The sequence below is a fragment of the Klebsiella sp. 141162 genome, from assembly GCF_050600755.1.
Taxonomy (GTDB): domain Bacteria; phylum Pseudomonadota; class Gammaproteobacteria; order Enterobacterales; family Enterobacteriaceae; genus Klebsiella; species Klebsiella aerogenes.
Genome location: NZ_JAQIRI010000005.1, coordinates 242,587 through 266,300 on the forward strand (window position 1 = coordinate 242,587; position 23,714 = coordinate 266,300).

Annotated in this window: 23 protein-coding genes; 5 read left to right on the plus strand and 18 right to left on the minus strand. The window is 54.7% G+C overall.

Annotated elements, in window-relative coordinates:
* The first annotated feature begins 282 nt into the window (after nucleotides 1–282).
* Both mfd and ldtC read left to right on the plus strand, forming a co-directional pair.
* Nucleotides 283–3,729: a transcription-repair coupling factor gene (gene mfd, locus PGR23_RS16300; RefSeq protein ID WP_396279758.1), complete on the plus strand. Its 3,447-nt coding sequence runs from the start codon at nucleotides 283–285 to the stop codon at nucleotides 3,727–3,729.
* A 165-nt stretch (nucleotides 3,730–3,894) separates the two neighbouring features.
* The gene (gene ldtC / locus PGR23_RS16305) at nucleotides 3,895–4,854 is read left to right on the plus strand and encodes a L,D-transpeptidase LdtC (protein WP_396279759.1); all 960 of its coding nucleotides are present in this window, start codon (nucleotides 3,895–3,897) and stop codon (nucleotides 4,852–4,854) included.
* A gap of 229 nt (nucleotides 4,855–5,083) precedes the next feature.
* On the opposite strand, the gene bhsA is transcribed toward ldtC, so the two are convergent.
* Nucleotides 5,084–5,341 (minus strand): multiple stress resistance protein BhsA, encoded by a 258-nt coding sequence (bhsA, locus tag PGR23_RS16310; protein ID WP_045375056.1) that lies wholly within the window; start codon nucleotides 5,339–5,341, stop codon nucleotides 5,084–5,086.
* Nucleotides 5,342–5,474: 133 nt separating this feature from the next.
* Here bhsA and PGR23_RS16315 point away from each other — a divergent pair, with 133 nt between their 5' ends.
* The 3 genes from PGR23_RS16315 (at nucleotide 5,475) to PGR23_RS16325 (ending at nucleotide 8,641) form a co-directional block, all read left to right on the plus strand.
* Nucleotides 5,475–5,594: a hypothetical protein gene (locus PGR23_RS16315; RefSeq protein WP_161801890.1), complete on the plus strand. Its 120-nt coding sequence runs from the start codon at nucleotides 5,475–5,477 to the stop codon at nucleotides 5,592–5,594.
* Complete coding sequence (locus tag PGR23_RS16320; protein ID WP_045393711.1) at nucleotides 5,591–6,226, plus strand: TetR/AcrR family transcriptional regulator; 636 nt, start codon at nucleotides 5,591–5,593, stop codon at nucleotides 6,224–6,226. The genes PGR23_RS16315 and PGR23_RS16320 overlap by 4 nt, the downstream gene beginning before the upstream one ends.
* 225 nt (nucleotides 6,227–6,451) lie before the next feature.
* Nucleotides 6,452–8,641 (plus strand): TonB-dependent siderophore receptor, encoded by a 2,190-nt coding sequence (locus PGR23_RS16325; protein ID WP_316423301.1) that lies wholly within the window; start codon nucleotides 6,452–6,454, stop codon nucleotides 8,639–8,641.
* A gap of 56 nt (nucleotides 8,642–8,697) precedes the next feature.
* Here PGR23_RS16325 and PGR23_RS16330 read toward each other — a convergent pair whose 3' ends face one another.
* From PGR23_RS16330 to fabG, 17 genes are all read right to left on the minus strand, one after another.
* On the minus strand, nucleotides 8,698–9,237 hold the full coding sequence (locus tag PGR23_RS16330) for a glycine zipper 2TM domain-containing protein (protein ID WP_052671546.1): 540 nt from the start codon (nucleotides 9,235–9,237) through the stop codon (nucleotides 8,698–8,700).
* Between the two features lie 205 nt (nucleotides 9,238–9,442).
* The gene (locus PGR23_RS16335) at nucleotides 9,443–10,747 is read right to left on the minus strand and encodes an NAD(P)/FAD-dependent oxidoreductase (protein WP_015367177.1); all 1,305 of its coding nucleotides are present in this window, start codon (nucleotides 10,745–10,747) and stop codon (nucleotides 9,443–9,445) included.
* Nucleotides 10,748–10,991: 244 nt separating this feature from the next.
* Nucleotides 10,992–11,534 (minus strand): alpha/beta hydrolase YcfP, encoded by a 543-nt coding sequence (ycfP, locus tag PGR23_RS16340; protein WP_047046860.1) that lies wholly within the window; start codon nucleotides 11,532–11,534, stop codon nucleotides 10,992–10,994.
* Nucleotides 11,535–11,570: 36 nt separating this feature from the next.
* On the minus strand, nucleotides 11,571–12,581 hold the full coding sequence (nagZ, locus tag PGR23_RS16345; protein ID WP_396279760.1) for a beta-N-acetylhexosaminidase: 1,011 nt from the start codon (nucleotides 12,579–12,581) through the stop codon (nucleotides 11,571–11,573).
* A 23-nt stretch (nucleotides 12,582–12,604) separates the two neighbouring features.
* Nucleotides 12,605–13,432, minus strand: a complete 828-nt coding sequence (gene thiK, locus PGR23_RS16350; RefSeq protein ID WP_213797669.1) for a thiamine kinase — start codon at nucleotides 13,430–13,432, stop codon at nucleotides 12,605–12,607.
* Nucleotides 13,413–14,051: a penicillin-binding protein activator LpoB gene (gene lpoB / locus PGR23_RS16355; RefSeq protein ID WP_161801944.1), complete on the minus strand. Its 639-nt coding sequence runs from the start codon at nucleotides 14,049–14,051 to the stop codon at nucleotides 13,413–13,415. The genes thiK and lpoB overlap by 20 nt, the downstream gene beginning before the upstream one ends.
* Nucleotides 14,052–14,072: 21 nt before the next feature.
* Nucleotides 14,073–14,447 carry a YcfL family protein gene (locus PGR23_RS16360; protein WP_045393699.1) on the minus strand — a complete coding sequence of 125 codons (375 nt, stop codon included), beginning with the start codon at nucleotides 14,445–14,447 and terminating at the stop codon, nucleotides 14,073–14,075.
* 4 nt (nucleotides 14,448–14,451) lie between these two features.
* Nucleotides 14,452–14,808 (minus strand): purine nucleoside phosphoramidase, encoded by a 357-nt coding sequence (hinT, locus tag PGR23_RS16365; protein WP_047046872.1) that lies wholly within the window; start codon nucleotides 14,806–14,808, stop codon nucleotides 14,452–14,454.
* Between the two features lie 256 nt (nucleotides 14,809–15,064).
* Nucleotides 15,065–16,498, minus strand: a complete 1,434-nt coding sequence (gene ptsG, locus PGR23_RS16370) for a PTS glucose transporter subunit IIBC (protein WP_045393695.1) — start codon at nucleotides 16,496–16,498, stop codon at nucleotides 15,065–15,067.
* 296 nt (nucleotides 16,499–16,794) lie between these two features.
* Nucleotides 16,795–17,589: a metal-dependent hydrolase gene (locus PGR23_RS16375; protein WP_047046875.1), complete on the minus strand. Its 795-nt coding sequence runs from the start codon at nucleotides 17,587–17,589 to the stop codon at nucleotides 16,795–16,797.
* A gap of 10 nt (nucleotides 17,590–17,599) precedes the next feature.
* Nucleotides 17,600–18,604, minus strand: coding sequence for a DNA polymerase III subunit delta' (gene holB / locus PGR23_RS16380; RefSeq protein ID WP_047066461.1), 1,005 nt, complete (start codon nucleotides 18,602–18,604; stop codon nucleotides 17,600–17,602).
* Nucleotides 18,601–19,242 (minus strand): dTMP kinase, encoded by a 642-nt coding sequence (gene tmk / locus PGR23_RS16385; RefSeq protein ID WP_125991484.1) that lies wholly within the window; start codon nucleotides 19,240–19,242, stop codon nucleotides 18,601–18,603. The genes holB and tmk overlap by 4 nt, the downstream gene beginning before the upstream one ends.
* Nucleotides 19,232–20,254 (minus strand): cell division protein YceG, encoded by a 1,023-nt coding sequence (gene yceG, locus PGR23_RS16390; protein ID WP_047046881.1) that lies wholly within the window; start codon nucleotides 20,252–20,254, stop codon nucleotides 19,232–19,234. Before yceG ends, tmk begins: the two co-directional genes overlap by 11 nt.
* A 2-nt stretch (nucleotides 20,255–20,256) precedes the next feature.
* On the minus strand, nucleotides 20,257–21,066 hold the full coding sequence (gene pabC / locus PGR23_RS16395; protein WP_045393682.1) for an aminodeoxychorismate lyase: 810 nt from the start codon (nucleotides 21,064–21,066) through the stop codon (nucleotides 20,257–20,259).
* 128 nt (nucleotides 21,067–21,194) lie between these two features.
* The gene (gene fabF, locus PGR23_RS16400; protein WP_015705037.1) at nucleotides 21,195–22,436 is read right to left on the minus strand and encodes a beta-ketoacyl-ACP synthase II; all 1,242 of its coding nucleotides are present in this window, start codon (nucleotides 22,434–22,436) and stop codon (nucleotides 21,195–21,197) included.
* Between the two features lie 88 nt (nucleotides 22,437–22,524).
* On the minus strand, nucleotides 22,525–22,761 hold the full coding sequence (acpP, locus tag PGR23_RS16405) for an acyl carrier protein (RefSeq protein ID WP_000103754.1): 237 nt from the start codon (nucleotides 22,759–22,761) through the stop codon (nucleotides 22,525–22,527).
* 210 nt (nucleotides 22,762–22,971) lie between these two features.
* Nucleotides 22,972–23,706, minus strand: coding sequence for a 3-oxoacyl-ACP reductase FabG (gene fabG / locus PGR23_RS16410; RefSeq protein WP_015367190.1), 735 nt, complete (start codon nucleotides 23,704–23,706; stop codon nucleotides 22,972–22,974).
* Between the last annotated feature and the right edge of the window lie 8 nt (nucleotides 23,707–23,714).

Sequence of the window (23,714 nt, forward strand, 5' to 3'; positions counted from 1 at the left end):
CGTAAATCGCTGATACGGTAGATTTTTTCGCCAAAATAACAAAGTAATAGTTTTAAATCAGAGGGTTAATTTAGAGTGTATATATTTATCAATCGCCTTGCGCTGTAGAAAACATGGCGCAGGAGGCCAATCGGGTTGGCGAAATCAGACCAATTGCGGATAATCAGAGACATTGAATATCAGCAATTTGCCCCTACATCGTAGAGCGAGTTGGCCGACTGCGGCCAAACAGTACAAACAATCGCCTGATGGGATAGGCGCTAAGGGATCCTGACAACCGTTATGCCTGAACAATATCGCTATACTCTGCCGGTCAAAGCCGGCGATCAGCGCCAGCTTGGCGAACTCACCGGCGCCGCCTGCGCCACGCTGGTAGCCGAAATGGCCGAACGCCATCATGGCCCGGTGGTGCTGGTTGCGCCCGACATGCAAAACGCCCTGCGTTTGAATGATGAAATCAGGCAATTTACCGATAGCATGGTGATCGGCCTCGCTGACTGGGAAACCCTGCCCTACGATAGCTTTTCGCCACATCAGGATATTATCTCTTCGCGCCTTGCGACTTTATATCAGTTGCCGACCATGCAGCGCGGAGTGCTTATCGTTCCCGTAAGCACTCTGATGCAGAAGGTCTGCCCGCATAATTATCTGCACGGTCACGCGCTGGTAATGAAAAAAGGGCAGCGTCTGTCGCGCGATGCGCTACGCACGCAGTTGGACAGCGCCGGTTACCGCCATGTCGATCAGGTAATGGAACACGGCGAATACGCGACCCGCGGCGCCCTGCTCGATCTCTTCCCGATGGGCAGCGAGCAGCCCTATCGCCTCGATTTCTTTGATGACGAAATAGACAGCCTGCGGTTATTCGATGTTGATAGCCAGCGTACTCTGGAAGAAGTCGAGGCCATCAATCTGCTGCCGGCGCATGAGTTCCCGACCGACCAGGCGGCGATCGAACTGTTCCGCAGCCAGTGGCGCGATCGCTTTGACGTGAAGCGCGACCCGGAACATATCTACCAGCAGGTGAGCAAAGGTACCCTGCCCGCCGGGATCGAATACTGGCAACCGCTGTTCTTCAACGAGCCGCTGCCGCCGCTGTTTAGCTATTTCCCGCCCAGTACGCTGATTGTGAATACCGGCGATCTGGAGCACAGCGCCGAGCGTTTCCAGAATGAGACCCGCGCCCGCTTTGAAAACCGCGGCGTCGATCCGATGCGCCCCCTGCTACCGCCGGAGCAGCTGTGGCTGCGCAGCGACGAGCTTTTTAGCGAGCTGAAAAAATGGCCGCGGGTCCAGTTAAAAACTGAACGTCTGGCGGAGAAAGCCGCTCATACTAACCTCGGCTATCAACCCCTGCCCGAGCTGGCGATTCAGGCGCAAAATAAAGCGCCGCTGGACAACCTGCGTCGCTTCCTTGAATCCTTCAGCGGCCCGGTGATTTTCTCAGTGGAAAGCGAAGGCCGCCGCGAGGCGCTGAGCGAAATGCTGGCACGCATCAAAGTTGCGCCAAAACATATATTGCGCCTGCAGGAAGCCAGCGGAAATGGCCGCTTCCTGATGATTGGCGCCGCCGAGCACGGATTTATCGACAGCCAGGCAAATCTGGCGCTGATTTGCGAAAGCGATCTGCTGGGCGAACGCGTCGCCCGCCGCCGTCAGGATTCCCGCCGTACCATTAACCCCGACACGCTCATTCGCAACCTGGCGGAACTGCATATCGGACAGCCGGTGGTGCATCTTGAACACGGGGTGGGTCGTTATGCAGGGATGACCACCCTCGAAGCCGGGGGCATCAAAGGCGAATATCTGATGCTGACCTACGCCAACGACGCCAAACTGTACGTCCCGGTATCGTCACTGCATTTGATTAGCCGCTACGCCGGCGGCGCGGAAGAAAATGCGCCGCTACACAAACTGGGCGGCGACGCCTGGGCGCGGGCAAGGCAAAAAGCGGCGGAGAAAGTGCGCGACGTGGCCGCCGAACTGCTGGATATCTACGCCCAGCGCGCGGCCAAAGAAGGCTTCGCCTTTAAGCATGACCGCGAGCAGTATCAATTATTCTGCGACGGTTTCCCGTTCGAAACCACGCCGGATCAGGCGCAGGCAATTAACGCCGTTCTCAGCGATATGTGCCAGCCGCTGGCAATGGACCGCCTGGTCTGCGGCGACGTTGGCTTCGGGAAAACCGAAGTGGCGATGCGCGCCGCCTTCCTCGCCGTCGAAAACCACAAACAGGTGGCCGTGCTGGTGCCTACCACCCTGCTCGCCCAGCAGCACTACGATAACTTCCGCGACCGCTTCGCCAACTGGCCGGTACGTATTGAGATGCTATCCCGTTTCCGCAGCGCCAAAGAGCAGGCGCAGATACTTGAACAGGCGGCAGAAGGTAAAATCGATATTCTGATCGGTACCCATAAGCTGCTGCAAAATGAAGTCAAGCTGCGCGACCTGGGTCTGCTTATCGTCGATGAAGAACACCGCTTCGGGGTGCGTCATAAAGAACGCATCAAGGCGATGCGCGCGGACGTCGATATCCTGACGCTGACCGCCACGCCTATTCCGCGTACGCTGAATATGGCGATGAGCGGAATGCGCGATCTGTCCATTATCGCCACCCCGCCAGCTCGCCGTCTGGCGGTAAAAACCTTTGTCCGCGAATATGACGCGCTGGTGGTTCGCGAGGCGATCCTGCGTGAAGTCCTGCGCGGCGGTCAGGTTTACTATCTGTATAACGATGTTGAAAATATTCAGAAAGCGGCGGATCGTCTGGCTGAACTGGTACCGGAGGCGCGAATTGCCATCGGTCACGGCCAGATGCGCGAACGCGAACTGGAACGGGTGATGAATGATTTCCATCACCAGCGTTTTAACGTGCTGGTCTGTACGACAATCATTGAAACCGGCATCGATATCCCGACCGCCAATACCATCATCATTGAGCGCGCCGATCACTTCGGCCTTGCCCAGCTGCACCAGCTGCGCGGCCGCGTGGGTCGTTCGCACCATCAGGCCTACGCCTGGCTGCTCACCCCACATCCAAAAGCGATGACTACCGACGCGCAGAAACGCCTGGAAGCTATCGCGTCGCTGGAAGACCTCGGCGCCGGTTTTGCCCTCGCGACCCACGATCTTGAAATTCGCGGCGCCGGCGAACTGCTGGGAGAAGGTCAGAGCGGACAGATGGAAACCATTGGCTTCTCGCTGTATATGGAACTGCTGGAGAACGCCGTCGATGCCCTGAAAGAGGGTCGCGAGCCGTCGCTGGAAGATCTCACCAGCCAGCAGACGGAAGTGGAGCTGCGCATGCCGGCGCTGCTGCCGGATGACTTTATTCCCGACGTTAACACCCGTCTGTCGTTCTATAAGCGTATCGCCAGCACCAAAAACGAACACGATCTCGATGAGATCAAAGTCGAGCTGATCGATCGCTTTGGTACATTGCCGGATGCGGCGCGTAATTTGCTGGATATCACGCGCCTACGCCAGCAGGCGCAAAAGCTGGGGATCCGCAAGCTGGAGTGCAATGAAAAAGGCGGCGTGATCGAGTTTAACGAGAAAAATAACGTTAATCCGGTCTGGCTTATCGGTCTATTGCAGAAGCAGCCGCAGCATTACCGGCTGGATGGGCCGACAAGGCTCAAATTCTTCCAGGAGCTTGATGAGCGTAAAACGCGCATGGACTGGGTACGCCAGTTTATGCGTCAGCTGGAAGAAAACGCTACCGCTTGAGAACGAAGAGATGCGGTTGTCAAAACCGCATCTCTTTACCTGTCACAGTTAGCAAACTTTACAAACATTTTGCAATCCACCTGGATTTCCCAACACTCTCCCGCGCCATAATTGACATTGATTATCTTATAAAAATAACCGTTTGTTTATTGTGGAATTATGGTAATGATAAATATCTCGCGTGTTTCAACCTGGCTGACGGCATTCGCTCTCGCGGCGACGCTGGCCCTTCCCGCCCGTGCCAATACCTGGCCGTTACCGCCGAGCGGTAGCCGACTGGTCGGGCAGAATCAGTTTCATGTAGTGCAGGATAACGGCGGGTCGCTGGAAGCGATTGCCAAAAAATACAACGTTGGTTTTCTCGCGCTGCTGCAGGCTAATCCCGGTGTCGATCCTTATGTGCCGCGCGCCGGGAGCGTGCTGACCATCCCGCTGCAGACACTGCTGCCTGACGCCCCCCGTGAAGGTCTGGTGCTCAATATCGCCGAGCTGCGTCTGTACTATTATCCACCGGGACAGAATAGCGTGACCGTTTACCCGATCGGTATCGGCCAGCTTGGCGGCGATACCCTGACTCCGACGATGGTCACTACCGTTTCAGATAAGCGCGCCAACCCGACCTGGACGCCAACCGCCAACATTCGCGCGCGTTATAAAGCGATGGGGATCGATTTGCCGGCAGTGGTTCCGGCCGGGCCGAATAACCCGATGGGACATCACGCGATTCGTCTTGCAGCCTACGGCGGTGTCTATCTACTGCACGGCACCAACGCCGATTTTGGCATCGGGATGCGCGTCAGTTCAGGCTGTATCCGCCTGCGCGATGCTGATATAAAGTCTCTGTATAACAAAATCACGCCGGGCACCAGGGTGAATATCATCAACGAACCTATCAAAGTTTCGGTAGAACCAAACGGTACCCGTCTGGTGGAAGTCCACCAGCCGCTCTCCGAACATATCAATGACGATCCGCAAACGCTGCCAATCATCCTGAACGCCAGCATGAAAAACTTTAAGCAGGCGCCGCAGACCAATCAGCAGGTAATGGAAAGCGCGATGGCGCTGCGTTCCGGAATGCCGGTCGATGTGACCCACCACCAGCTTTCCGCCGAGCAAGCCTTGTAATACATTTGCGAATTGCAGAAAGTAAAAACCCGCCAGGCACGGCGGGTTTTTTTGTGGCAATCGCCAGCTTCGCTGACGAGGTTTCGCGGGGCGCGGTCCCATGAAGGGGTGTGGACCGCGTCGCGAGAGTGGCATAACAAAGGGAACTACGTTTACTGCTTACTACACGCGTTCTGCTGAAGGGGGTCAGGAACGCGTTTTGTCAGTGGCATGACAGGGGTTACAACATTTATTTATAGATAACTGCGGTACCGTGCAGGGTATTAGGACCGGTTACCGAAGTAATGCGGTAAGAGGTCGCCCCCATTTCGTCGGCTTTCTGCGCCAGCTGATCTTCGAGCGAACCCAGATTGGTGCCGGCGGATGCGGAAACGGTACCGATTTTATGTTGGCCTGCTGGGGTGGATTGCACCTCAACAGCGGCGAAACTTGCAAATGAGAGTGAGCTCAGTACGGCAGCAAGTGCCAGTTTTTGGACGTTTTTCATGATTATTATACCTATGCAGATGATTTTTATAGTAGGGTCGTAAGAATTAACTTAACGATCGATAGGTAAATGATAATGTGATCCATGTCACAGGTCAACTCATTTTTATAACGATCATTTAACTATTTATAAAATGCTTAATTTTCATACATATATGAATTATTTATTTTTGGACTTCTGCCGCTGGCAGCATGACACGTTTATTTTTATAATGGCCGTTCAACAACCCAACATAGGTACAACGGCATCATGACAACTGACGTTCAAAGTTGCGCAAAAAAAAGCCGTGGCCGACCTAAAGTGTTCGACAGGGACGCGGCGCTGGACAAGGCCATGACACTTTTCTGGCAGCACGGCTATGAAGCAACTTCGCTTGCCGATCTCGTCGAAGCGACCGGCGCGAAAGCCCCGACGCTGTACGCCGAGTTCGTGAACAAAGAAGGCTTATTCCGCGCGGTGCTGGATCGCTACATCTCCCGCTTTGCCGCGAAACATGAAGCACTGCTATTCGATGACCAAAAAACCGTCGATCAGGCGCTGCGCGACTATTTCACCGCTGTCGCTACCTGCTTTACCAGCAAAGATACCCCGGCAGGCTGTTTTATGATTAACACCTCCGCGGCGCTGGCCGCCTCTTCAACCGATATCGCCAACACTATTAAGTCGCGGCACGCGGTGCAGGAACAAACGTTGACGCAATTTTTACAGCAGCGCCAGCAGCGCGGCGAACTCCCTGCGCAGGGCAATGTCTTGCAGTTGGCGCAGTTTTTAAACTGCGTGCTGCAAGGAATGTCAATCAGCGCGCGCGAAGGCGCTGATTTCGCCACCCTGAAACAAATTAGCGACACTACGCTGCGCCTGTGGCCGCAAATCCTGCAACCTTAATCCCCTACCGGCGGCCCTCGCTCGCCGGTTTTTTCCCCTTCTGCTAAATACCCTTACTTTTCTCAATATTTTCATTATGTTGATTTGTTGTAAATGATATTGATAACGATAATCAATATGTGCAAAATTCGCATTTGTCTTTCTATATGTTTCACGCTGTAACAGCCGCGCCTGTGGCTGAAAAAAATAACAACAGTAATGACTAACTCATATCAAGGAATGCGAATGAACAAGCGCCTCTGGCTGCTCAATCCCCTGCTGCTGGCCACCGCCCTGCCTGCCTTTGCCGCGCAGGCCGCCGATGAAGACGATATCATCGTCAGCGCCAACCGTAACCACCGTACCGTCGCCGAGATGGCGCAAACCACCTGGGTGATTGAAGGCCAGGAAATTGAGCAACAGGTTCAGGGTGGTAAAGAGTTTAAAGACGTCCTCGCGCAGTTAATCCCCGGAATAGATGTCAGCAGCCAGGGGCGTACCAACTACGGCATGAACATGCGCGGACGCGCCATCGTGGTACTGATCGACGGCGTGCGCCTCAATTCATCGCGCACCGATAGCCGCCAGCTTGATGCCATCGATCCGTTTAACATCGAACATATTGAAGTTATTTCCGGCGCCACATCGTTATACGGCGGCGGCAGTACCGGCGGTCTGATTAATATCGTCACGAAAAAGGGCCAACAGGAACGCCAGGTGGATCTGGAGCTGGGTGGTAAAACCGGCTTTGCCAATAGCAACGATCGTGATGAACGGGTGGCGGCGGCCGTCAGCGGCGGTACCGATCATGCTTCCGGCCGTCTATCAGTGGCGTATCAACGCTTCGGCGGCTGGTATGACGCCAACAATGACGCGCTGATCCTCGATAATACGCAAACCGGCTTACAACATTCGGACCGACTCGACGTGATGGGCACCGGAACCATAGAAATCGATGACCAGCGCCAGCTCCAGCTGGTCACGCAGTACTATAAAAGCCAGGGCGATGATTATGGTCTGAATCTGGGCAAAGATATGTCGGCGGTGCTTGGTGAAAGTAAAGCCTGGACCTCTGACGGGCTTAACTCTGACCGCGTGCCCGGCACCGAGCGTCATTTGATCAGCCTGCAATATTCCGACGCCGACTTCTTCGGCCAGAATCTGGTCAGCCAGATTTACTACCGCGATGAGTCGCTGACCTTCTACCCCTTCCCGGCCTTGAGCAAAGGCAAAATCAGCAGTTTTTCCGCCTCACAGCAGGATACCGATCAGTACGGCGCTAAGATCACCTTCAACAGCCAGCCGCTAACGGGATGGGATCTGACCTGGGGCGTTGACGCCGACCATGAAACCTTTAATTCCAACCAGATGTTCTTCGATCTGGATAAGGCGATGGCTTCCGGCGGCCTGAATAATCAGTCTGCCTATACCACCGGCCGTTATCCCGGCTACAGCATCACCAATCTTGCGCCGTTCCTGCAAAGCAGTTACGACCTGAACGACATCTTCACCCTTAGCGGCGGCGTGCGTTATCAGTGGACGGAAAACCGGGTCGATGATTTTGTCGGCTACGCGCAGCAGCAGGATGTCGCTAAAGGCAAATACCGGTCGGCTGACGCCATTCCTGGCGGCAAGACCGATTATGATAACTTCCTCTTTAATGCCGGGATCGTCGCCCACATTACCGAACGCCAGCAGACCTGGTTTAACTTCTCTCAGGGCGTCGAACTGCCGGATCCGGGAAAATATTATGGTATCGGCAGCTACGGCGCGGCGGTTAACGGCCATCTGCCGCTGATCTCGAGCGTTAACGTCGGCGACTCGCCGCTGCAGGGGATCAAAGTTAACTCCTGGGAGCTGGGCTGGCGCTACACCGGCGACAACCTGCGCACGCAGCTTGCCGCTTATTATTCGACATCAGACAAAACCATCGTAGTTAACCGCAGCGACATGACCATTGATGTGCAATCGGATAAACGTCGCATTTACGGCGTGGAAGGCGCGGTGGACTACTTCGTGCCTGATAGCGACTGGAGTCTGGGCGCTAACTTCAACGTGCTGAAATCGCAAGTTAAAACCGATGGCAGTTGGCAGAAGTGGGACGTCACCCTGGCCTCGCCGTCGAAAGCCACCGCCTGGGTCGGCTGGGCGCCGGACCCGTGGTCGCTGCGTGTGCAGAGCCAGCAGGTATTTGATTTAAGCGACGCCAGTGGCAATAAGCTTGATGGGTACAACACCGTCGATTTTATCGGTAGCTATCTGCTCCCGGTGGGTAAACTGACCTTTAGCATCGAAAACTTGCTGAACGAAGATTACGTCACCATCTGGGGACAGCGTGCGCCGCTGTTGTATAGCCCAACCTATGGCAGCGCCGGGCTGTACGAATATAAAGGACGCGGCCGGACCTTCGGCCTGAACTACGCGTTAACGTTCTGATAAAAAAAGCCCCTCAGCCTGAGTGATTGAGGGGCTAATCGCTTAAAACTGCTATTTTACGCTTTGTTATTCAGAATCAGCTGACCGTTGCTATCGAGAGGTATTTGCGCCCCCGGTTGATGATCCATGCGAATCTTGCCCTGCTGGTCGCCGATTTTATAGGTGACGTCATAACCAAGCATTTTTTCCGACTTGTCGTAGACCGTCTTACAGCGCTGCTGGGTGGTGGTATAGGTGTCGTTTTCCTGCATCGAGCCCTGAATTTGGTTACCAGCATAGCCGCCGCCCAGCGCGCCGACGACGGTTGCCACGCTACGACCGCGACCGCCGCCAAACTGATGGCCAATCACGCCGCCGGCGACCGCGCCGAGAACGGAACCGGCAATACGGTTTTCATCCTGAACCGGGCGACGATGGGTAACGGTGACGTTACGGCACTCCTGACGCGGCGTTTTTATGCTTTCTTTTATTGGCGTACTGGACACCACTTGCGCATATTGCGGGCCACGATCTAATACATTGAGACCGGCAACGGCGGCGACGCCCAACGCGGCGGCAACGCCAATCCCAATACCCGCCAACATTGATTTATTCACGGGAGTTCCTCCTTCATTGCTGTTACTAGCAATTCTGCGTTCTGCTCAGGGGGTATGCAAATCAGAAAGCGGATGAAAAATGCGGGAACCTACGGCAAATCAAGGGGATTCAGAGGATTCCTAACGGGAAGTTGCGATTCAGGCAGAAGGATATGCTGTGTTTTCAGGATAGCGTCGCGATGACGCTATCCTGATTACTTGCCGCTTAGTGCAGCTTGAGACGCGGACGAATAATACGATTAATACGCCCCACCAGCATCATCAGGCCGGTTTTGAAATAGCCGTGTAACGCAATCTGATGCATGCGATACAGCGAGATATACACGAAGCGCGCAATTCGCCCTTCAACCATCATCGAGCCGCGCATCAGGTTGCCCATCAGGCTGCCAACGGTGGAGTAGTTCGACAGCGACACCAGTGAACCGTGATCTTTGTAGACATACGGTTTCAGCGCTTTGCCTTTCATCTGCGCCAGAATGTTATTCAGCGCGCAGGTTGCCATCTGGTGCGCCGCCTGGGCGCGTGGAGGTACAAAGCCGCCTTCCGGACGAGCGCAGGAGGCGCAATCGCCGATAGCGTAAATATCCGGATCACGGGTGGTCTGCAGCGTTGGCTCAACCACCAGTTGGTTAATGCGGTTGGTCTCCAGGCCGCCAATCTCTTTCATAAAATCAGGCGCTTTGATGCCCGCTGCCCACACCATCAGGTCGGCATCAATAAACTGCCCGTCTTTAGTATGCAGGCCGTTAACGTCTGCGCTGGTCACCATAGTCTGGGTCAGGACACGAACGCCAAGTTTGGTCAGCTCATTGTGCGCGGCGCCGGAAATACGCGGCGGCAGCGCCGGAAGAATACGTTCGCCGGCTTCGACCAGCGTCACGTTCAGCGCTTCGTTGGTCAATCCTTTATAGCCATAGCTATGCAGCTGTTTCACCGCATTATGTAGCTCAGCGGACAGCTCAACCCCGGTGGCCCCTCCGCCGACGATAGCGATATTGACCTTACCGTTCGCGCCGAGGTTTGCAGAATACTTGAGGAACAGGTTAAGCATTTCCTGATGGAAACGGCGCGCCTGGTGCGGGTTATCAAGGAAAATGCAGTTTTCCTTCACCCCAGGAGTATTAAAGTCATTGGAGGTGCTGCCCAGCGCCATCACCAGCGTGTCGTACGGCAGCTTACGCTCGGCAACCAACAGCTCGCCTTTCTCGTTACGCAGTTCCGCGAGGGTAATGGTTTTCCCTTCGCGATTGATATCCACCACCGAGCCTAGCTGGAACTGGAAACCGTGGTTGCGCGCGTGCGCCAGATAGCTCAGCGCGTCAACGCCTTCATCCAGAGAACCGGTCGCCACTTCGTGCAGCAACGGCTTCCACAGGTGGCTATGGTTGCGGTCCACCAGCGTAATTTTCGCTTTTTTGTTGCGGCCCAGCTTTCTACCCAACTGAGTAGCCAGTTCCAGTCCGCCGGCACCACCACCTACAATAACGATTCTTTTCAATGGCGTAGTCACAAGACCCCCTAAAATTATTAACCAATTGTTAATTAAAAGTTATCCAAATAGCTCTTAGTTAACAATAGGTTGCAGCGATGAAACCATTCAGCAGCACCGAGAATAGCATGAACGGAACATTGGTCATACCAAAATTGATGTGCATCAAGTTTTACCGCATATTTTTTAAACGAACAACGTCAATTATGGACAAGAAAAAGCCCGCGGCGTTTGCACGCCGCGGGCTGAATAAGTGAAAACAGGATTAACCGAGGGTCTTAAAAGCCTTTATTCGCTGCAGGTGCGGCGAAAGACTTTTAAATTTATGCGTCTGTTCTTCATCCCAAATGATTTCGTAATAATGATGCAGCAAGTCAGCCGAGCGTTGGCTATCCAGCGCCTCATCATGGCGTGATAGCACCACCAGGCAGCGGTCGCGATTTTTTTCACGGAAGTTGTTCACGCACTTGGTGGCGATATCCTGATACTCTTCCGGCCTGTCGATTTTCCCTTCCATGTTCTCGTGAGGGAACAGATTCGGGTTGAACACGGCCTGGCGAATATCACAGAGAAAACCAATCCTTTCCGCCCAGTAGCCACCTAACCCGACACCGCATATCAGCGGCCGATCGTCGGCAGTGAGCTGCAGCATTTTGTCGACTTCCTTCAACAAATGCTGCATATCATGTTTTGGATGGAGCGTACTGTAGCTAATCAACCGTACGTCAGGGTCGATAAACTGCAGCTGCAGCACCTTTTCATGGTTACCGGGGCTGTTAGAGTCAAAACCGTGTAAATAGATAATCATCGTATCCTCACCAGACAACAACGCCCTTCAGGTTAATTACGCAGACTTCGCTTCTTGCCAGCGCGCATGGAGCGCCTCCAGCTGTGCGTTGACCGTCTGCCAACGCGCGGAATCTCGCAGTTCCTGACGGGTAAATGAACCTTTATGATACAATTTTGTAACACGCTCTGCTTTGATCGGGGACAGGTTATCCAATACGCTCACCGCGCCTTTACGATTATTGCAGACCAGGATCATATCGCAACCGGCATCGAGCGATGCCTGCCCACGTTCAGCATAGCTGCCCATGATCGCCGCTCCTTCCATCGACAGATCGTCAGAGAAGATGACGCCGTCAAAGCCCAGCTCGCCGCGCAACACCGTCTTCAGCCAGTATTCGGAACCACTGGCCGGACGCGGATCGATATCAGGATAAATCACGTGCGCCGGCATAATCGCATCCAGCCGTTGTTCATCGATCAGACTTTTGAACACCGCCATATCTTTGGCGCGAATTTCCGCCGCCGGACGCGGATCAATCGGCGTCTCTTTGTGTGAATCCGCCGTCACCGCGCCGTGGCCAGGGAAGTGTTTACCGGTGGTTTTCATGCCCGCAGCATGCATACCGTCAATGAAATGGCGAGCCATCGCCAGCGCCTTTTGCGGGTCTTCATGCCAGGAGCGTTCGCCGATCGCGGCGCTGATATGGCCGACATCCAGCACCGGCGCAAAGCTGATATCAATATCCATAGCGATCATTTCACTGGCCATCAGCCAACCGGCTTCTACGGCAAGCTTACCGCCCTCTTCCATCCCCAACAGCGCCGCAAAAGACTGCGCGGCGGGCAGGCGAGTAAAACCTTCGCGGAAACGCTGCACGCGCCCGCCTTCTTGATCAACCGCCACCACGAGATGATTCCGCGAGGCCGCGCGGATTTGGCGTACCAGTTCACGCAATTGCGCCGGATCGTGGTAGTTGCGGGTAAACAAAATTAAGCCGCCAACCAAAGGATGAGCCAGAATCTCACGCTCTCCCGCATCCAGTTCAAAACCTTCGACATCCAACATTACCGGACCCACACAGACCTCTCTTATCCTTTGTTTTCTGTTTCTAACTGACGCCATGTCGCATCCGCCAGCGTAATAAATTGCCGGTCGCCGCTCTGCTGCCAGCGCCGTTCATACCATCCCGCCATCAGCATGAGCACCCACGGTCGCCAGCGTTGTATTTGCCGCCGCAGCTGTCGCTCATCAAGCTGCGCGAGCCGTGAATAGTCTTTAAGCAGCTGGCAACGCGTAGGGGCATCGCACCATACCGCTGCCAGTTCAAGCGCGATATCGCCGTCTCCGGCATACTCCCAGTCAATCAAGCGCAGGCCGTCGTCGCGGTGAATGATATTGCCGGCGTGGACGTCCATATGCAGAGGCGCCAAACGCAACGGCTGTGGTTCTCGCCGGCGTAATAACCGTTTCTGCCAGCGTAACCACAAAATCGTACGCCGGGCCGGATCGCACTGCTGCCAGTACAATTCAAGTAATGGCGCCAGCTCGACACGCCAGCCAAAACGCGGCTGTTGATGCAGATGATACAATAAGCCGGTAAGTGAAGGGCACTCCGGCAGCGCGCTTTTCACCTCCCCTGCGCAATACTCCACCACCATCCAGCACGGCGAAAAGAATACCGGTGCCGGCGACAGCGTCGCGGGGAGGCGCTGAAGCGCGCGGTACTGGCGTAAAAAATGGCTGAGCGGCGCCTGCGGATCGTGCGGCTGGCGCAGCACCAGCCGGCGGACGCCATCGCTGATAATACAGCTGCCGCCGCTAAGACCATTTTCAGTCAGCGCGGCGACAGGTGAATAGCGGGGGAAAAAGCGCGACAAGAGCTCGTCGCGCGTAAGCTTATTGTTGCTGAACCGCACCTTTGCCTGACCAGATAATCTCGCCGGACTGCACCAGCATCAGTTGCATTTTCAGCTCCGGCGAGTTGACGTTACCGGTGGCATTCGAGTACAGCACGTACTGAGCGCCAACGGTGCGCGCAATTCCCATCGCTTTGCTGCGGCTGCCGAGACTATCCTGCGGCGAAAGACCTAATTGTTGTTTCGCTACGGAGAGCTGCTGCGGGGAGACCAGCGTAAACTTGCCGTTGCCCGCCAGCGCATTGCGCAGCGCGGAGGTCGCTTCAGACGCGTTCAGCGATCCGTTGGTACGGTTATTGACGCTATCCACCAGCAGAATACTGCCCGCGTTCACGCCGCCCGCCTGCAGCATCTGGCCGATCATCGGTTGCACAGCGCCGTCCCAGTTGTAGTGGCGCACGCGCGGCGCAGGCTGAGAGGGCTGTGAAGGCTGCTCGCTGCCGTGTTCGATTGGACCCGGCTGCGTTGGCACCGTCGGCACGGCAGGCACCGTCGGCTGCGGCTGCGCAGGTTGTTCCGGCTTCGGCTTGGCCTCCTCGACTGGCGCAGGTTCATTACGTTGTCCCACACAGCCTGCCAGGAATATCGCCAGTGCAGTGATTAACGCATAGCGACACATTTTAATCATTATGATGACCTCTTAGAGATAAAGATAAAGGCGGGCTTTGTGCGCCCCGAGAATATTTGCACTGCCGTAGAGCACAACGGACGAGTGGGCGGGAACCGTCACGCTTCGCGCAGGTTCCAACGGATGCATCTCCAGCCCATGAGCGTCATACCAGAAAAAACGGTAGTGCACAGTAATGGGCTGTTGCCGTTCGTTAAATAATCTTGAGGTAGCGGTGGCCTGAATTTCCGAGGCGGTGACCGACGGTGGATCGGCGCTGATACCCGCCGCCAGAACGCTGGATTCCATCACCAAAGTCTGCTGTTCGCCAACCGGAATTTCCGGGCGCGAACTACATCCGGCCAGCAGCGCCGCCAGAATCAAAACGCCTGAATAAGCAGCGCGCATCGGTTTAGCCTTTATGCGCCAGCATCGGGCCTAACGGACGGCCGCCCAGCAGGTGCATATGAATATGGTAGACTTCCTGGCCGCCGTGGCGGTTGCAGTTAACGATAAGGCGGTAGCCGTCATCAGCCAGGCCTTCATCACGGGCAATCCTGGCCGCGACGGTCATCATACGGCCCAGCGCCAGTTCGTGCTCGCTCGTAACGTCGTTCACGGTCGGAATCAGGATATTCGGGATAATCAGAATATGGGTCGGCGCCTGCGGAGAGATATCGCGAAAAGCGGTGACCAGCTCATCCTGATAAACAATATCCGACGGGATTTCCCGGCGAATGATTTTGCTGAAAATCGTTTCTTCTGCCATGACTGATTCCTTATTAGTTTTATACCGTGCTCCGGCCTGCCTCTGCAGATAAACACGAATGCACAGGATCAGCTAAGAGTATGAGCGACTTCCTCCCTCTCTTTCAACCTGAATGCAGTTTTTCTTATTCAACTATAGACTTAGCTGCTGAGGGAATAAGCATTTCTCCCCATTTTCCTGCCATTGCCAACAATGAGCAGAATACCGACGTAAAAAAGGCAGCCATTTGGCTGCCTTAGTCTCCCCACACTACGTCTTAGCTGTTGCGGATGTATTCATCCATTTCAGTTTTCAGGTTATCGGACTTGGTACCGAAAATGGCCTGAACGCCAGAACCTGCAACAACTACGCCAGCAGCACCCAGTTTTTTCAGACCAGCCTGATCAACTTTCGCTACGTCAGCCACGCTCACGCGCAGACGAGTAATACATGCGTCGAGGTTAGTGATGTTCTCTTTACCGCCGAAAGCAGCAATCAGAGCTGGAGCCATTTCACTGGTAGCGGCGCCTTTGCTGTCTTCAGTGGCATCTTCACGACCCGGAGTTTTCAGGTCCAGCGCTTTAATCAGCACACGGAAGACCACGTAGTACACGATCGCGTAGCAAATACCGACAATCGGGAACAGCCACAGCTTGCTGCTGTTGCCGGACAGAACGATAAAGTCGATCAGACCGTGAGAGAATGAAGTACCGTCACGCATACCCAGCAGGATACAGATCGGGAATGCCAGGCCTGCAAGAATCGCGTGAATGATATACAGGATCGGCGCAACGAACATGAAGGAGAACTCGATCGGCTCGGTAATACCGGTCAGGAACGAGGTCAGCGCAGCGGAGATCATGATACCACCGACTTTGGCGCGGTTCTCTGGTTTAGCAGAGTGCCAAATCGCGATAGCTGCAGCCGGCAGGCCGTACATTTTGAACAGGAAGCCGCCAGACAGTTTACCCGCAGTCGGGTCGCCGGCCATGTAACGCGGGATGTCGCCGTGGAACACCTGACCTGCAGCGTTGGTGTATTCACCAATCTGCATCTGGAAAGGTACGTTCCAGATATGGTGCAGACCAAACGGTACCAGGCAGCGCTCAATGAAGCCGTAGATACCGAACGCCACAACCGGGTTCTGGTAAGCCGCCCATTGAGAGAAGGTCTGGATGGCGGAACCGATCGGCGGCCAGATGAAGGATAGGATCACGCCGGTGAAGATAGCGGCGAGACCAGAGATAATCGGCACAAAGCGCTTGCCCGCGAAGAAGCCGAGATATTCAGGCAGCTTGATACGGTAGAAGCGGTTGAACATGTAGGCTGCAATCGCACCGGAAATAATACCGCCAAGCACGCCGGTATCAGCCAGGTGTTTCGCTGCGATTTCCTCAGCAGGTAAATGCAGAACCAGCGGCGCGACTACCGCCATGGTTTTCACCATGATGCCGTAAGCTACGACTGCAGCCAGTGCGGATACACCGTCGTTATTGGTGAAGCCAAGCGCAACACCGATTGCGAAGATCAGCGGCATATTGGCGAAAACTGAACCGCCTGCTTCTGCCATGACGTGGGAAACCACGGCAGGCAGCCAGCTGAAGTTGGCAGAACCGACGCCCAGCAGAATACCTGCGATAGGCAGTACGGATACTGGCAGCATCAGCGATTTACCGACCTTCTGCAGGTTAGCAAATGCATTCTTAAACATAATTGAGAGTGCTCCTGAGTATTTGGTACTTTTTTACGTTTTCACGCATTGGCCCGGGGGGAGAACCGTGCCGTGGACAGGACATCTAAGCGCCCTTTATTTATTACACAGAGTAAAATAATTAACGCGGAGATTGTTTGACGGCTATCACGTTTCATTCAGTCAACATATAAAAATTTACACTGATTTACATAATGTGTATCTGTATGTTGCAGAAATGCGTTCACCGCCTCTGTCGCGGCGGTGAACTTTACTCGCTTTGAGTATTAATTACGAGCCTTAAAATAATAGAAAGATCAGGCAGGTTGCAGTCTGGCAGGGTCGATGTGGAACAAGCTGGCAAAGTTTTCGGTGGTTTGTTGCGCAAGTTGCTCCAGCGACACGCCCTTCAAGACCGCCATGTATTCGGCGACATCACGCACCATCGCCGGCTGATTCTCTTTACCGCGATGCGGTACCGGCGCCAGATAGGGCGAGTCGGTCTCTACCAGCAGGCGATCGAGCGGCACATAACGCGCTGCATCTCGCAGCTGTTCGGCATTACGGAACGTGACGATACCGGAAAACGAAATATAGAACCCCATATCGAGCAGTTTACCTGCGGTCTCTCTATCCTCTGTGAAACAGTGTAGTACGCCACCGCAATCCGTCACGTTTTCTTCCTGCAAAATTGCCAGCGTGTCGGCGCGCGCATCACGGGTATGCACAATCACCGGTTTATTTAATTCGCGGCCAATGCGAATATGCTGACGGAAAGACTCCTGCTGGCGCAGTTTGGTTTCCGGGGTATAGAAGTAATCGAGCCCGGTTTCCCCCATCGCCACTACGCCCTCTTCCGCCGCCAGCGTACGCAGCTCCTCATAGTCATACGCTTCATCCTGGTTCAGGGGATGCACGCCGCAAGAAAAGACAACGTCATCGCGCTGGCCGATTAATTCACGCATCCCGCGGTATCCCGGCAGCGTCGTGGCGACAGCCAGGAAAAACCTGACATCACGCGCGGCGGCTTTCGCCAGAACATCATCGACGTCTTTATGCAACGTTTGATAATCCAGGCCATCAAGATGGCAGTGGGAATCGACTAAAAACATATTCTTATTCTCAGAGATGCGAGACGGGCAGAACCGCCCCGGGTTGCAGGTAATGTTCCCAGCGCAGAAGGCGCTCGGTGAGCAGCAGTTCGCGATTGACGCCGACCACGCTCAGCAACTGTTCGCGACAGGCGCTCACATCGCGCGTGATAGCCTCAAGACGTGGGCCCGAAAGTGTTTGCGCCAGCTGGTTAACCAGCGTCCAGGCATCCGGATTACTCAGAAGCGAAATGCCCTGCTGCCTTTTTTGCGCATCCAACAGCAGCGATGCCAGCCAGTGCAGGCGCACCGGAGCCTGTTCGTGATTCAGAACCGGTAATAATGACAGCCAGTCGCCGCTGGTTAACGCGCTCGCTAGCGCCTGGCAGAGCTGTTGTCGCGGCGCCCAGTTGGCTTCTTGCAGTAACGCCAGCGCTGCCGCGGGTGCGTTAGCGCTGAGGCGCAGCGCTGCCAGTAGAGCATCTTGTGACATTGTCACTTCGCGCTCTAACCACCCTAATGCCCAGGCTTCAGAAGGCGGAGCAAGATGATATGAGAAGCAACGGCTGCGCAAGGTCGCAAGCAGGCGCGCTGGCTCCTGACAGGCCAGGAAAAACCAGGTGTTTTCCGGCGGCTCTTCCAGCGTCTTCAGCAAAGCATTCGCGGCAGCATCGGTTAACAACGTCGCATCGTTGATCCACACCACCTTCGCGCCGCCAAGACGCGCGCGCTCATAGAGTTTTTCAGTGATGCCGCGCACCGCATCGATGCCTAGCGCGCTCTTGCCTTTCTCCGGGACAAGCGTGTAGTAATCAGGATGGGTGCCGGCCTGCATAAGCTGACAGCTATGGCAATGGCCGCAACTTTTATGCCCCTCCGGCTGACGGCACATCAGGAATCGGCATAATGCGTAGATAAGCGCATCGCCCCCCATTCCCGGCAACGCCTGCAGTAATAACGCATGGTGACCCCGTCCTGCCTGATAACCAGCGACTAGCTGCTCGAAGGACGGGCGTAACCACGGATACCATTTCATGCGCGCTGCTCCGCAACCCATTGCGTGATAACCGCGCGAATGTCGCGCTCAACCGCTTCCAGCGGCTGCGTCGCATCCACCGTGCGGATAGTCGGATCCTGCGCCGCCAGCTCAAGGTAGCGCGCGCGGGTACGATTAAAGAAATTCATCGACTCCTGCTCGATACGATCCAGATCGCCGCGCGCTCGCGCGCGCTTGAGGCCGACCTCCGGCGTCACGTCAAGGTAGAGCGTTAAATCAGGGCGGAAATCGCCGAGCACCGCATCGCGTAGCGTCGCCAGCATTCGCTGATCGATACCGCGTCCGCCGCCCTGGTAGGCCTGAGTTGAGAGATCGTGACGGTCGCCAATGACCCATTGACCGCGGGCCAGCGCTGGCTTGATAACGGTTTCGACCAGCTGTACGCGGGCGGCGTAAAACATCAGCACTTCCGCTTTATCGTTAATGACTTCATCGCCGGTAGACTGGATATCCAGCACCAGGCTGCGCAGTTTTTCAGCCAGGATGGTACCGCCCGGCTCACGGGTAAACACCATATCGCGGATACCCAGCTGTTCGAGTGTCTCAACGACCAGATTGCGTGCGGTCGTTTTCCCCGCCCCTTCCAGGCCTTCGATGACGATATAGTTACTGCGCATGTTTTTCCTTAAGTACTTTTAAATAGTCCTGAACCGAACGGTTATGGCTGGCCAGATTGGTATTGAACGTATGGCCGCCTTTTCCGTCGGCAACAAAATAGAGGTACGGCGTTTTCGCCGGATGCGCGGCCGCATTGAGAGACGCTTCGCCCGGCACGGCGATTGGCCCTGGCGGCATACCGCTAATCACATAGGTGTTATAAGCGGTCGGCGTCTCCAGATCTTTACGCGACAGTTTACCATTATAGCGCTCTCCCATGCCGTAAATTACGGTAGGGTCGGTCTGCAAACGCATGCCAATGCGTAGACGGTTGATAAAGACCGACGCCACGCGATCGCGCTCGGCAGGAACCGCGGTCTCTTTCTCAACGATAGAGGCCATGGTCAGTAACTGGTTTTGATCTTTATACGGCAGATTATCCGCCCGCCCTTCCCAGGCTTTCGCTACCGCAGCGACCATTTTCTGGTGCGCGCGTTTAAGAATGGCGATATCGCTGGTATTGGCGGTGTACATCCAGGTATCCGGCCATAACCAACCTTCAACCCAATCGGCGTGCTCAAGACCCAGCGCTTTGGCCACCGTTTCGTAACTGTCGTCTTCTAAAGTGTGCTTCACATACGGCGCATCGCGCAGCTGACGCAAATAGTCGCTAACGCGCATCCCTTCAACAAACCGTAGCGGGAACTGCGCTTCTTTACCGCTCGCTAAAAGCTGCAGCATCTCGCGCACCGTCATTTGCGGTGTGAAGCGATAGGTACCCGCTTTGAAATGAGAAAGTTCAGGTTCGACGCGCAGCAGCCACTGGAATACGCGTGGACGATTAATGATTTTATCGCCATACAGCTGCTGACCAAGCACCACTCGCCCGGTTCCTGGCTCAAGGGTGAAGATGGTCTCTTCTTTAATAAGCAACTTACTATCTGCCAGTTGGCGGACTTTCCACATACCTGCCGCTGCGGCAATACCGAACACCACGACTAACAGCAGGACAAAACGTAACATTTTCTTCATGACTAACCAGGCAGCTCACACAATGGGGCTAAAAAATGGTAAAGATCGCGTTCAGACCAACAGACGTCATCCCAACGACAAACCGGTACCAGCGGCATAAGCGCATTGCAAATCAGCACTTCATCGGCATCGCGCAGTACATCAGGGCGCATGGATACTTCGACAACATCAAAAGAAGAACGTGCCAACATAGCCATACAGTGCTGGCGCATAATGCCATTAACGCCCGCCTGATCGAGGCGCGGCGTGAACACCTGGCTTCCTTTACGCCAGAACACATTCGCGGCACAGCATTCCGTAAGCCACCCGTCGCTGTCAAGAACCAGCGCCTCATCGGCGTCCGTCTGCTCAAGATGAGAACGAATTAAGACTTGTTCGAGGCGATTAAGATGTTTGAGCCCCGCCAGCGAAGGATTGCGCCCCAGGCGGATCGGGCTTAACGCCAGAGTTATTCCCTCTTCTCGCCAACGCGCATAATGCGCGGGGAAAGACGACACACTCATCATGCGGGTAGGTTGAATGCATCCGCTCGCGCTATATCCCCGACCTCCTGAACCACGCGTAATGATCACCTTGAGGACGCCTTCACGATGCGACTTTGCGAGTTCTTGCATCTCTGCGGCCAGCATTTGCCACGCAGTAAAAGGAATAAAGAGTTTTTCGCACGTATCCTGCAAACGGGCCAAATGGGCATTGAAGAAGGCTATCTGACCGTTGATGATTCGTGAGGTGGTAAAACAGCCATCACCGAATTGAATAGCACGGTCGTTAGCTGCCAGTACACTCTGCTCGACACCATTTATCAAGAACATAGGGGGCTCCTCTCACCGGTGGCACAGTGTCTCAGGATAAAAAGCAGAGAACAAGCGGAGAAAACCGAATAAAAAAAGACCCGCCAGGCGGGTCTTTTCGTCAACGCTGAACCAGCATTAGCGGTTGATTATACTTTTTTGAAGATAATCGAACCGTTAGTACCGCCAAAGCCGAAGGAGTTACACAGGGTGTATTCCATACCGGAAACCTGACGCGCTTCATGAGGAACGAAGTCGAGGTCGCAACCTTCATCCGGGTTATCCAGGTTGATGGTCGGCGGAACCGCCTGATCGCGCAGCGCCAGAATAGAGTAGATAGACTCTACTGCGCCAGCCGCGCCTAACAGGTGGCCGGTCATGGATTTGGTGGAGCTCACCATCACGCGGCTTGCCGCATCGCCAAACACGGATTTCACCGCCTGGGCTTCTGCTTTATCACCGGCTGGCGTCGAAGTACCGTGGGCGTTGACATAGCCAATCTGGCCCGGTTCAATCGCCGCATCGCGAATGGCGTTAACCATCGCCAGCGCAGCGCCAGCGCCATCTTCCGGTGGAGACGTCATATGGTACGCATCGCTGCTCATACCAAAACCGACGATCTCAGCGTAGATTTTCGCGCCGCGTTTTTTCGCATGCTCGTACTCTTCCAGCACGACCATACCAGCACCGTCGCCCAGCACAAAGCCATCACGCTCTTTATCCCACGGACGGCTTGCCGCCTGCGGGTTATCATTGCGGGTAGACAGCGCGCGCGCAGCGCCAAAGCCGCCTACGCCCAGCGGCGTACTCGCCTTCTCTGCACCACCGGCAACCATCGCGTCGGCATCGCCGTAAGCGATAATACGCGCCGCGTGGCCGATGTTATGTACGCCTGAAGTACACGCGGTCGCGATGGAGATACTCGGTCCACGCAGACCAAACATGATGGTCAGATGACCGGCCACCATGTTAACAATTGTGGACGGTACGAAGAACGGGCTGATCTTCCGCGGTCCGCCATTTACCAGCGAACTGTGGTTTTCTTCGATCAAGCCGAGGCCACCAATACCGGAACCGATAGCGGCGCCGATGCGGGTTGCGTTTTCTTCCGTCACTTCAAGGCCAGAATCCTGCATGGCCTGAACGCCAGCGACAATTCCATATTGAATGAAGGCATCCATCTTGCGCTGTTCTTTGCGCGAGATGATATCATCACAGTTAAAATCCTTTACTAAGCCAGCAAATTTCGTTGCATAGGCGCTAGTATCGAAATGGTCGATCAGGCTGATGCCACTCTGACCGGCAAGGAGAGCTTTCCAGGTAGACTCTACGGTATTGCCGACAGGAGACAACATGCCCAGTCCGGTCACAACTACACGACGCTTAGACACGGTTGTCCTCCAGGGAGGGAAAATAGATTCTTGTGGGACAAAAAAAGATAAAACTCAGGCGGTCGAATGACCGCCTGGAGATGTTCACTTACGCCTGGTGACCGTTGATGTAATCAATGGCAGCCTGAACGGTGGTGATTTTCTCAGCTTCTTCGTCCGGAATCTCAGTATCAAACTCTTCTTCCAGAGCCATTACCAGCTCAACGGTGTCAAGAGAATCAGCGCCCAGGTCTTCAACGAAGGAAGCATTGTTGGTAACTTCTTCCTGCTTAACGCCCAGCTGTTCGCCGATAATTTTCTTAACGCGTTCTTCGATAGTGCTCATACTCTTAAATTTCCTATCAAAACTCGCTTTCGCGATGGTTTTCGTAGTGTATAAAATGTTGAAAAATTTGCAACTAAATCCCGGCAGGTCTTACCACGATTTTACGCTATTTTGCGGCTGTTTGCCCTAATAACGCAAATGATTTCGCACAAAACAGTACCCGCAAGCGTGCAGACTGCGCGCTTCCTGAACATTTTGCGCAAATCTCGGTCAGACCATATACATCCCGCCATTGACGTGCAGGGTTTCACCAGTGATGTAACCCGCTTCGTCAGAGGCTAAGAATGCAACCGCGCTGGCGATTTCATTTGGGGAGCCAAGGCGCCCCGCAGGAACTGCAGCCAGCGTACCCGCACGCTGCTCATCGGTCAGCGCACGCGTCATGTCCGTTTCAATAAAGCCCGGAGCAACAACGTTTACAGTAATACCGCGAGACGCAACTTCACGTGCCAGTGACTTACTGAAACCAATCAGACCCGCTTTCGCCGCAGCGTAGTTAGCCTGACCAGCATTTCCCATGGTACCAACCACAGAACCGATAGTGATAATACGCCCATGACGCTTTTTCATCATAGCGCGCATTACCGCTTTTGACAGACGGAATACAGATGACAGGTTGGTTTCGATAATATCGTTCCACTCATCATCTTTCATTCGCATTAACAGGTTATCACGAGTAATCCCGGCATTATTGACCAGGATGTCAACTTCGCCAAACTCTGCGCGAACATTTTCCAGAACAGATTCAATAGATGCCGGGTCGGTCACATTCAACATCAGACCTTTACCGTTGGCGCCTAAATAGTCGCTGATCGCCTGCGCACCGCTTTCGCTGGTGGCAGTACCGATAACTTTTGCGCCGCGCGCGGCGAGGGTTTCAGCGATTGCACGGCCGATACCGCGGCTTGCACCGGTAACCAGCGCGATTTTTCCTTCAAAACTCATGGTATTCC

Excerpts from the sequence above, each read along its gene's own strand:
- mfd (WP_396279758.1), top strand. The coding sequence starts at position 283 with ATGCCTGAACAATATCGCTATACTCTGCCGGTCAAAGCCGGCGATCAG.
- ldtC (WP_396279759.1), top strand. The coding sequence starts at position 3,895 with ATGATAAATATCTCGCGTGTTTCAACCTGGCTGACGGCATTCGCTCTC.
- bhsA (WP_045375056.1), bottom strand. The coding sequence starts at position 5,341 with ATGAAAAACGTCCAAAAACTGGCACTTGCTGCCGTACTGAGCTCACTC.
- PGR23_RS16315 (WP_161801890.1), top strand. The coding sequence starts at position 5,475 with ATGCTTAATTTTCATACATATATGAATTATTTATTTTTGGACTTCTGC.
- PGR23_RS16320 (WP_045393711.1), top strand. The coding sequence starts at position 5,591 with ATGACAACTGACGTTCAAAGTTGCGCAAAAAAAAGCCGTGGCCGACCT.
- PGR23_RS16325 (WP_316423301.1), top strand. The coding sequence starts at position 6,452 with ATGAACAAGCGCCTCTGGCTGCTCAATCCCCTGCTGCTGGCCACCGCC.
- ycfP (WP_047046860.1), bottom strand. The coding sequence starts at position 11,534 with ATGATTATCTATTTACACGGTTTTGACTCTAACAGCCCCGGTAACCAT.
- nagZ (WP_396279760.1), bottom strand. The coding sequence starts at position 12,581 with ATGTTGGATGTCGAAGGTTTTGAACTGGATGCGGGAGAGCGTGAGATT.
- lpoB (WP_161801944.1), bottom strand. The coding sequence starts at position 14,051 with ATGTGTCGCTATGCGTTAATCACTGCACTGGCGATATTCCTGGCAGGC.
- PGR23_RS16360 (WP_045393699.1), bottom strand. The coding sequence starts at position 14,447 with ATGCGCGCTGCTTATTCAGGCGTTTTGATTCTGGCGGCGCTGCTGGCC.
- hinT (WP_047046872.1), bottom strand. The coding sequence starts at position 14,808 with ATGGCAGAAGAAACGATTTTCAGCAAAATCATTCGCCGGGAAATCCCG.
- ptsG (WP_045393695.1), bottom strand. The coding sequence starts at position 16,498 with ATGTTTAAGAATGCATTTGCTAACCTGCAGAAGGTCGGTAAATCGCTG.
- PGR23_RS16375 (WP_047046875.1), bottom strand. The coding sequence starts at position 17,589 with ATGTTTTTAGTCGATTCCCACTGCCATCTTGATGGCCTGGATTATCAA.
- holB (WP_047066461.1), bottom strand. The coding sequence starts at position 18,604 with ATGAAATGGTATCCGTGGTTACGCCCGTCCTTCGAGCAGCTAGTCGCT.
- tmk (WP_125991484.1), bottom strand. The coding sequence starts at position 19,242 with ATGCGCAGTAACTATATCGTCATCGAAGGCCTGGAAGGGGCGGGGAAA.
- yceG (WP_047046881.1), bottom strand. The coding sequence starts at position 20,254 with ATGAAGAAAATGTTACGTTTTGTCCTGCTGTTAGTCGTGGTGTTCGGT.
- pabC (WP_045393682.1), bottom strand. The coding sequence starts at position 21,066 with ATGTTCTTGATAAATGGTGTCGAGCAGAGTGTACTGGCAGCTAACGAC.
- acpP (WP_000103754.1), bottom strand. The coding sequence starts at position 22,761 with ATGAGCACTATCGAAGAACGCGTTAAGAAAATTATCGGCGAACAGCTG.
- fabG (WP_015367190.1), bottom strand. The coding sequence starts at position 23,706 with ATGAGTTTTGAAGGAAAAATCGCGCTGGTTACCGGTGCAAGCCGCGGT.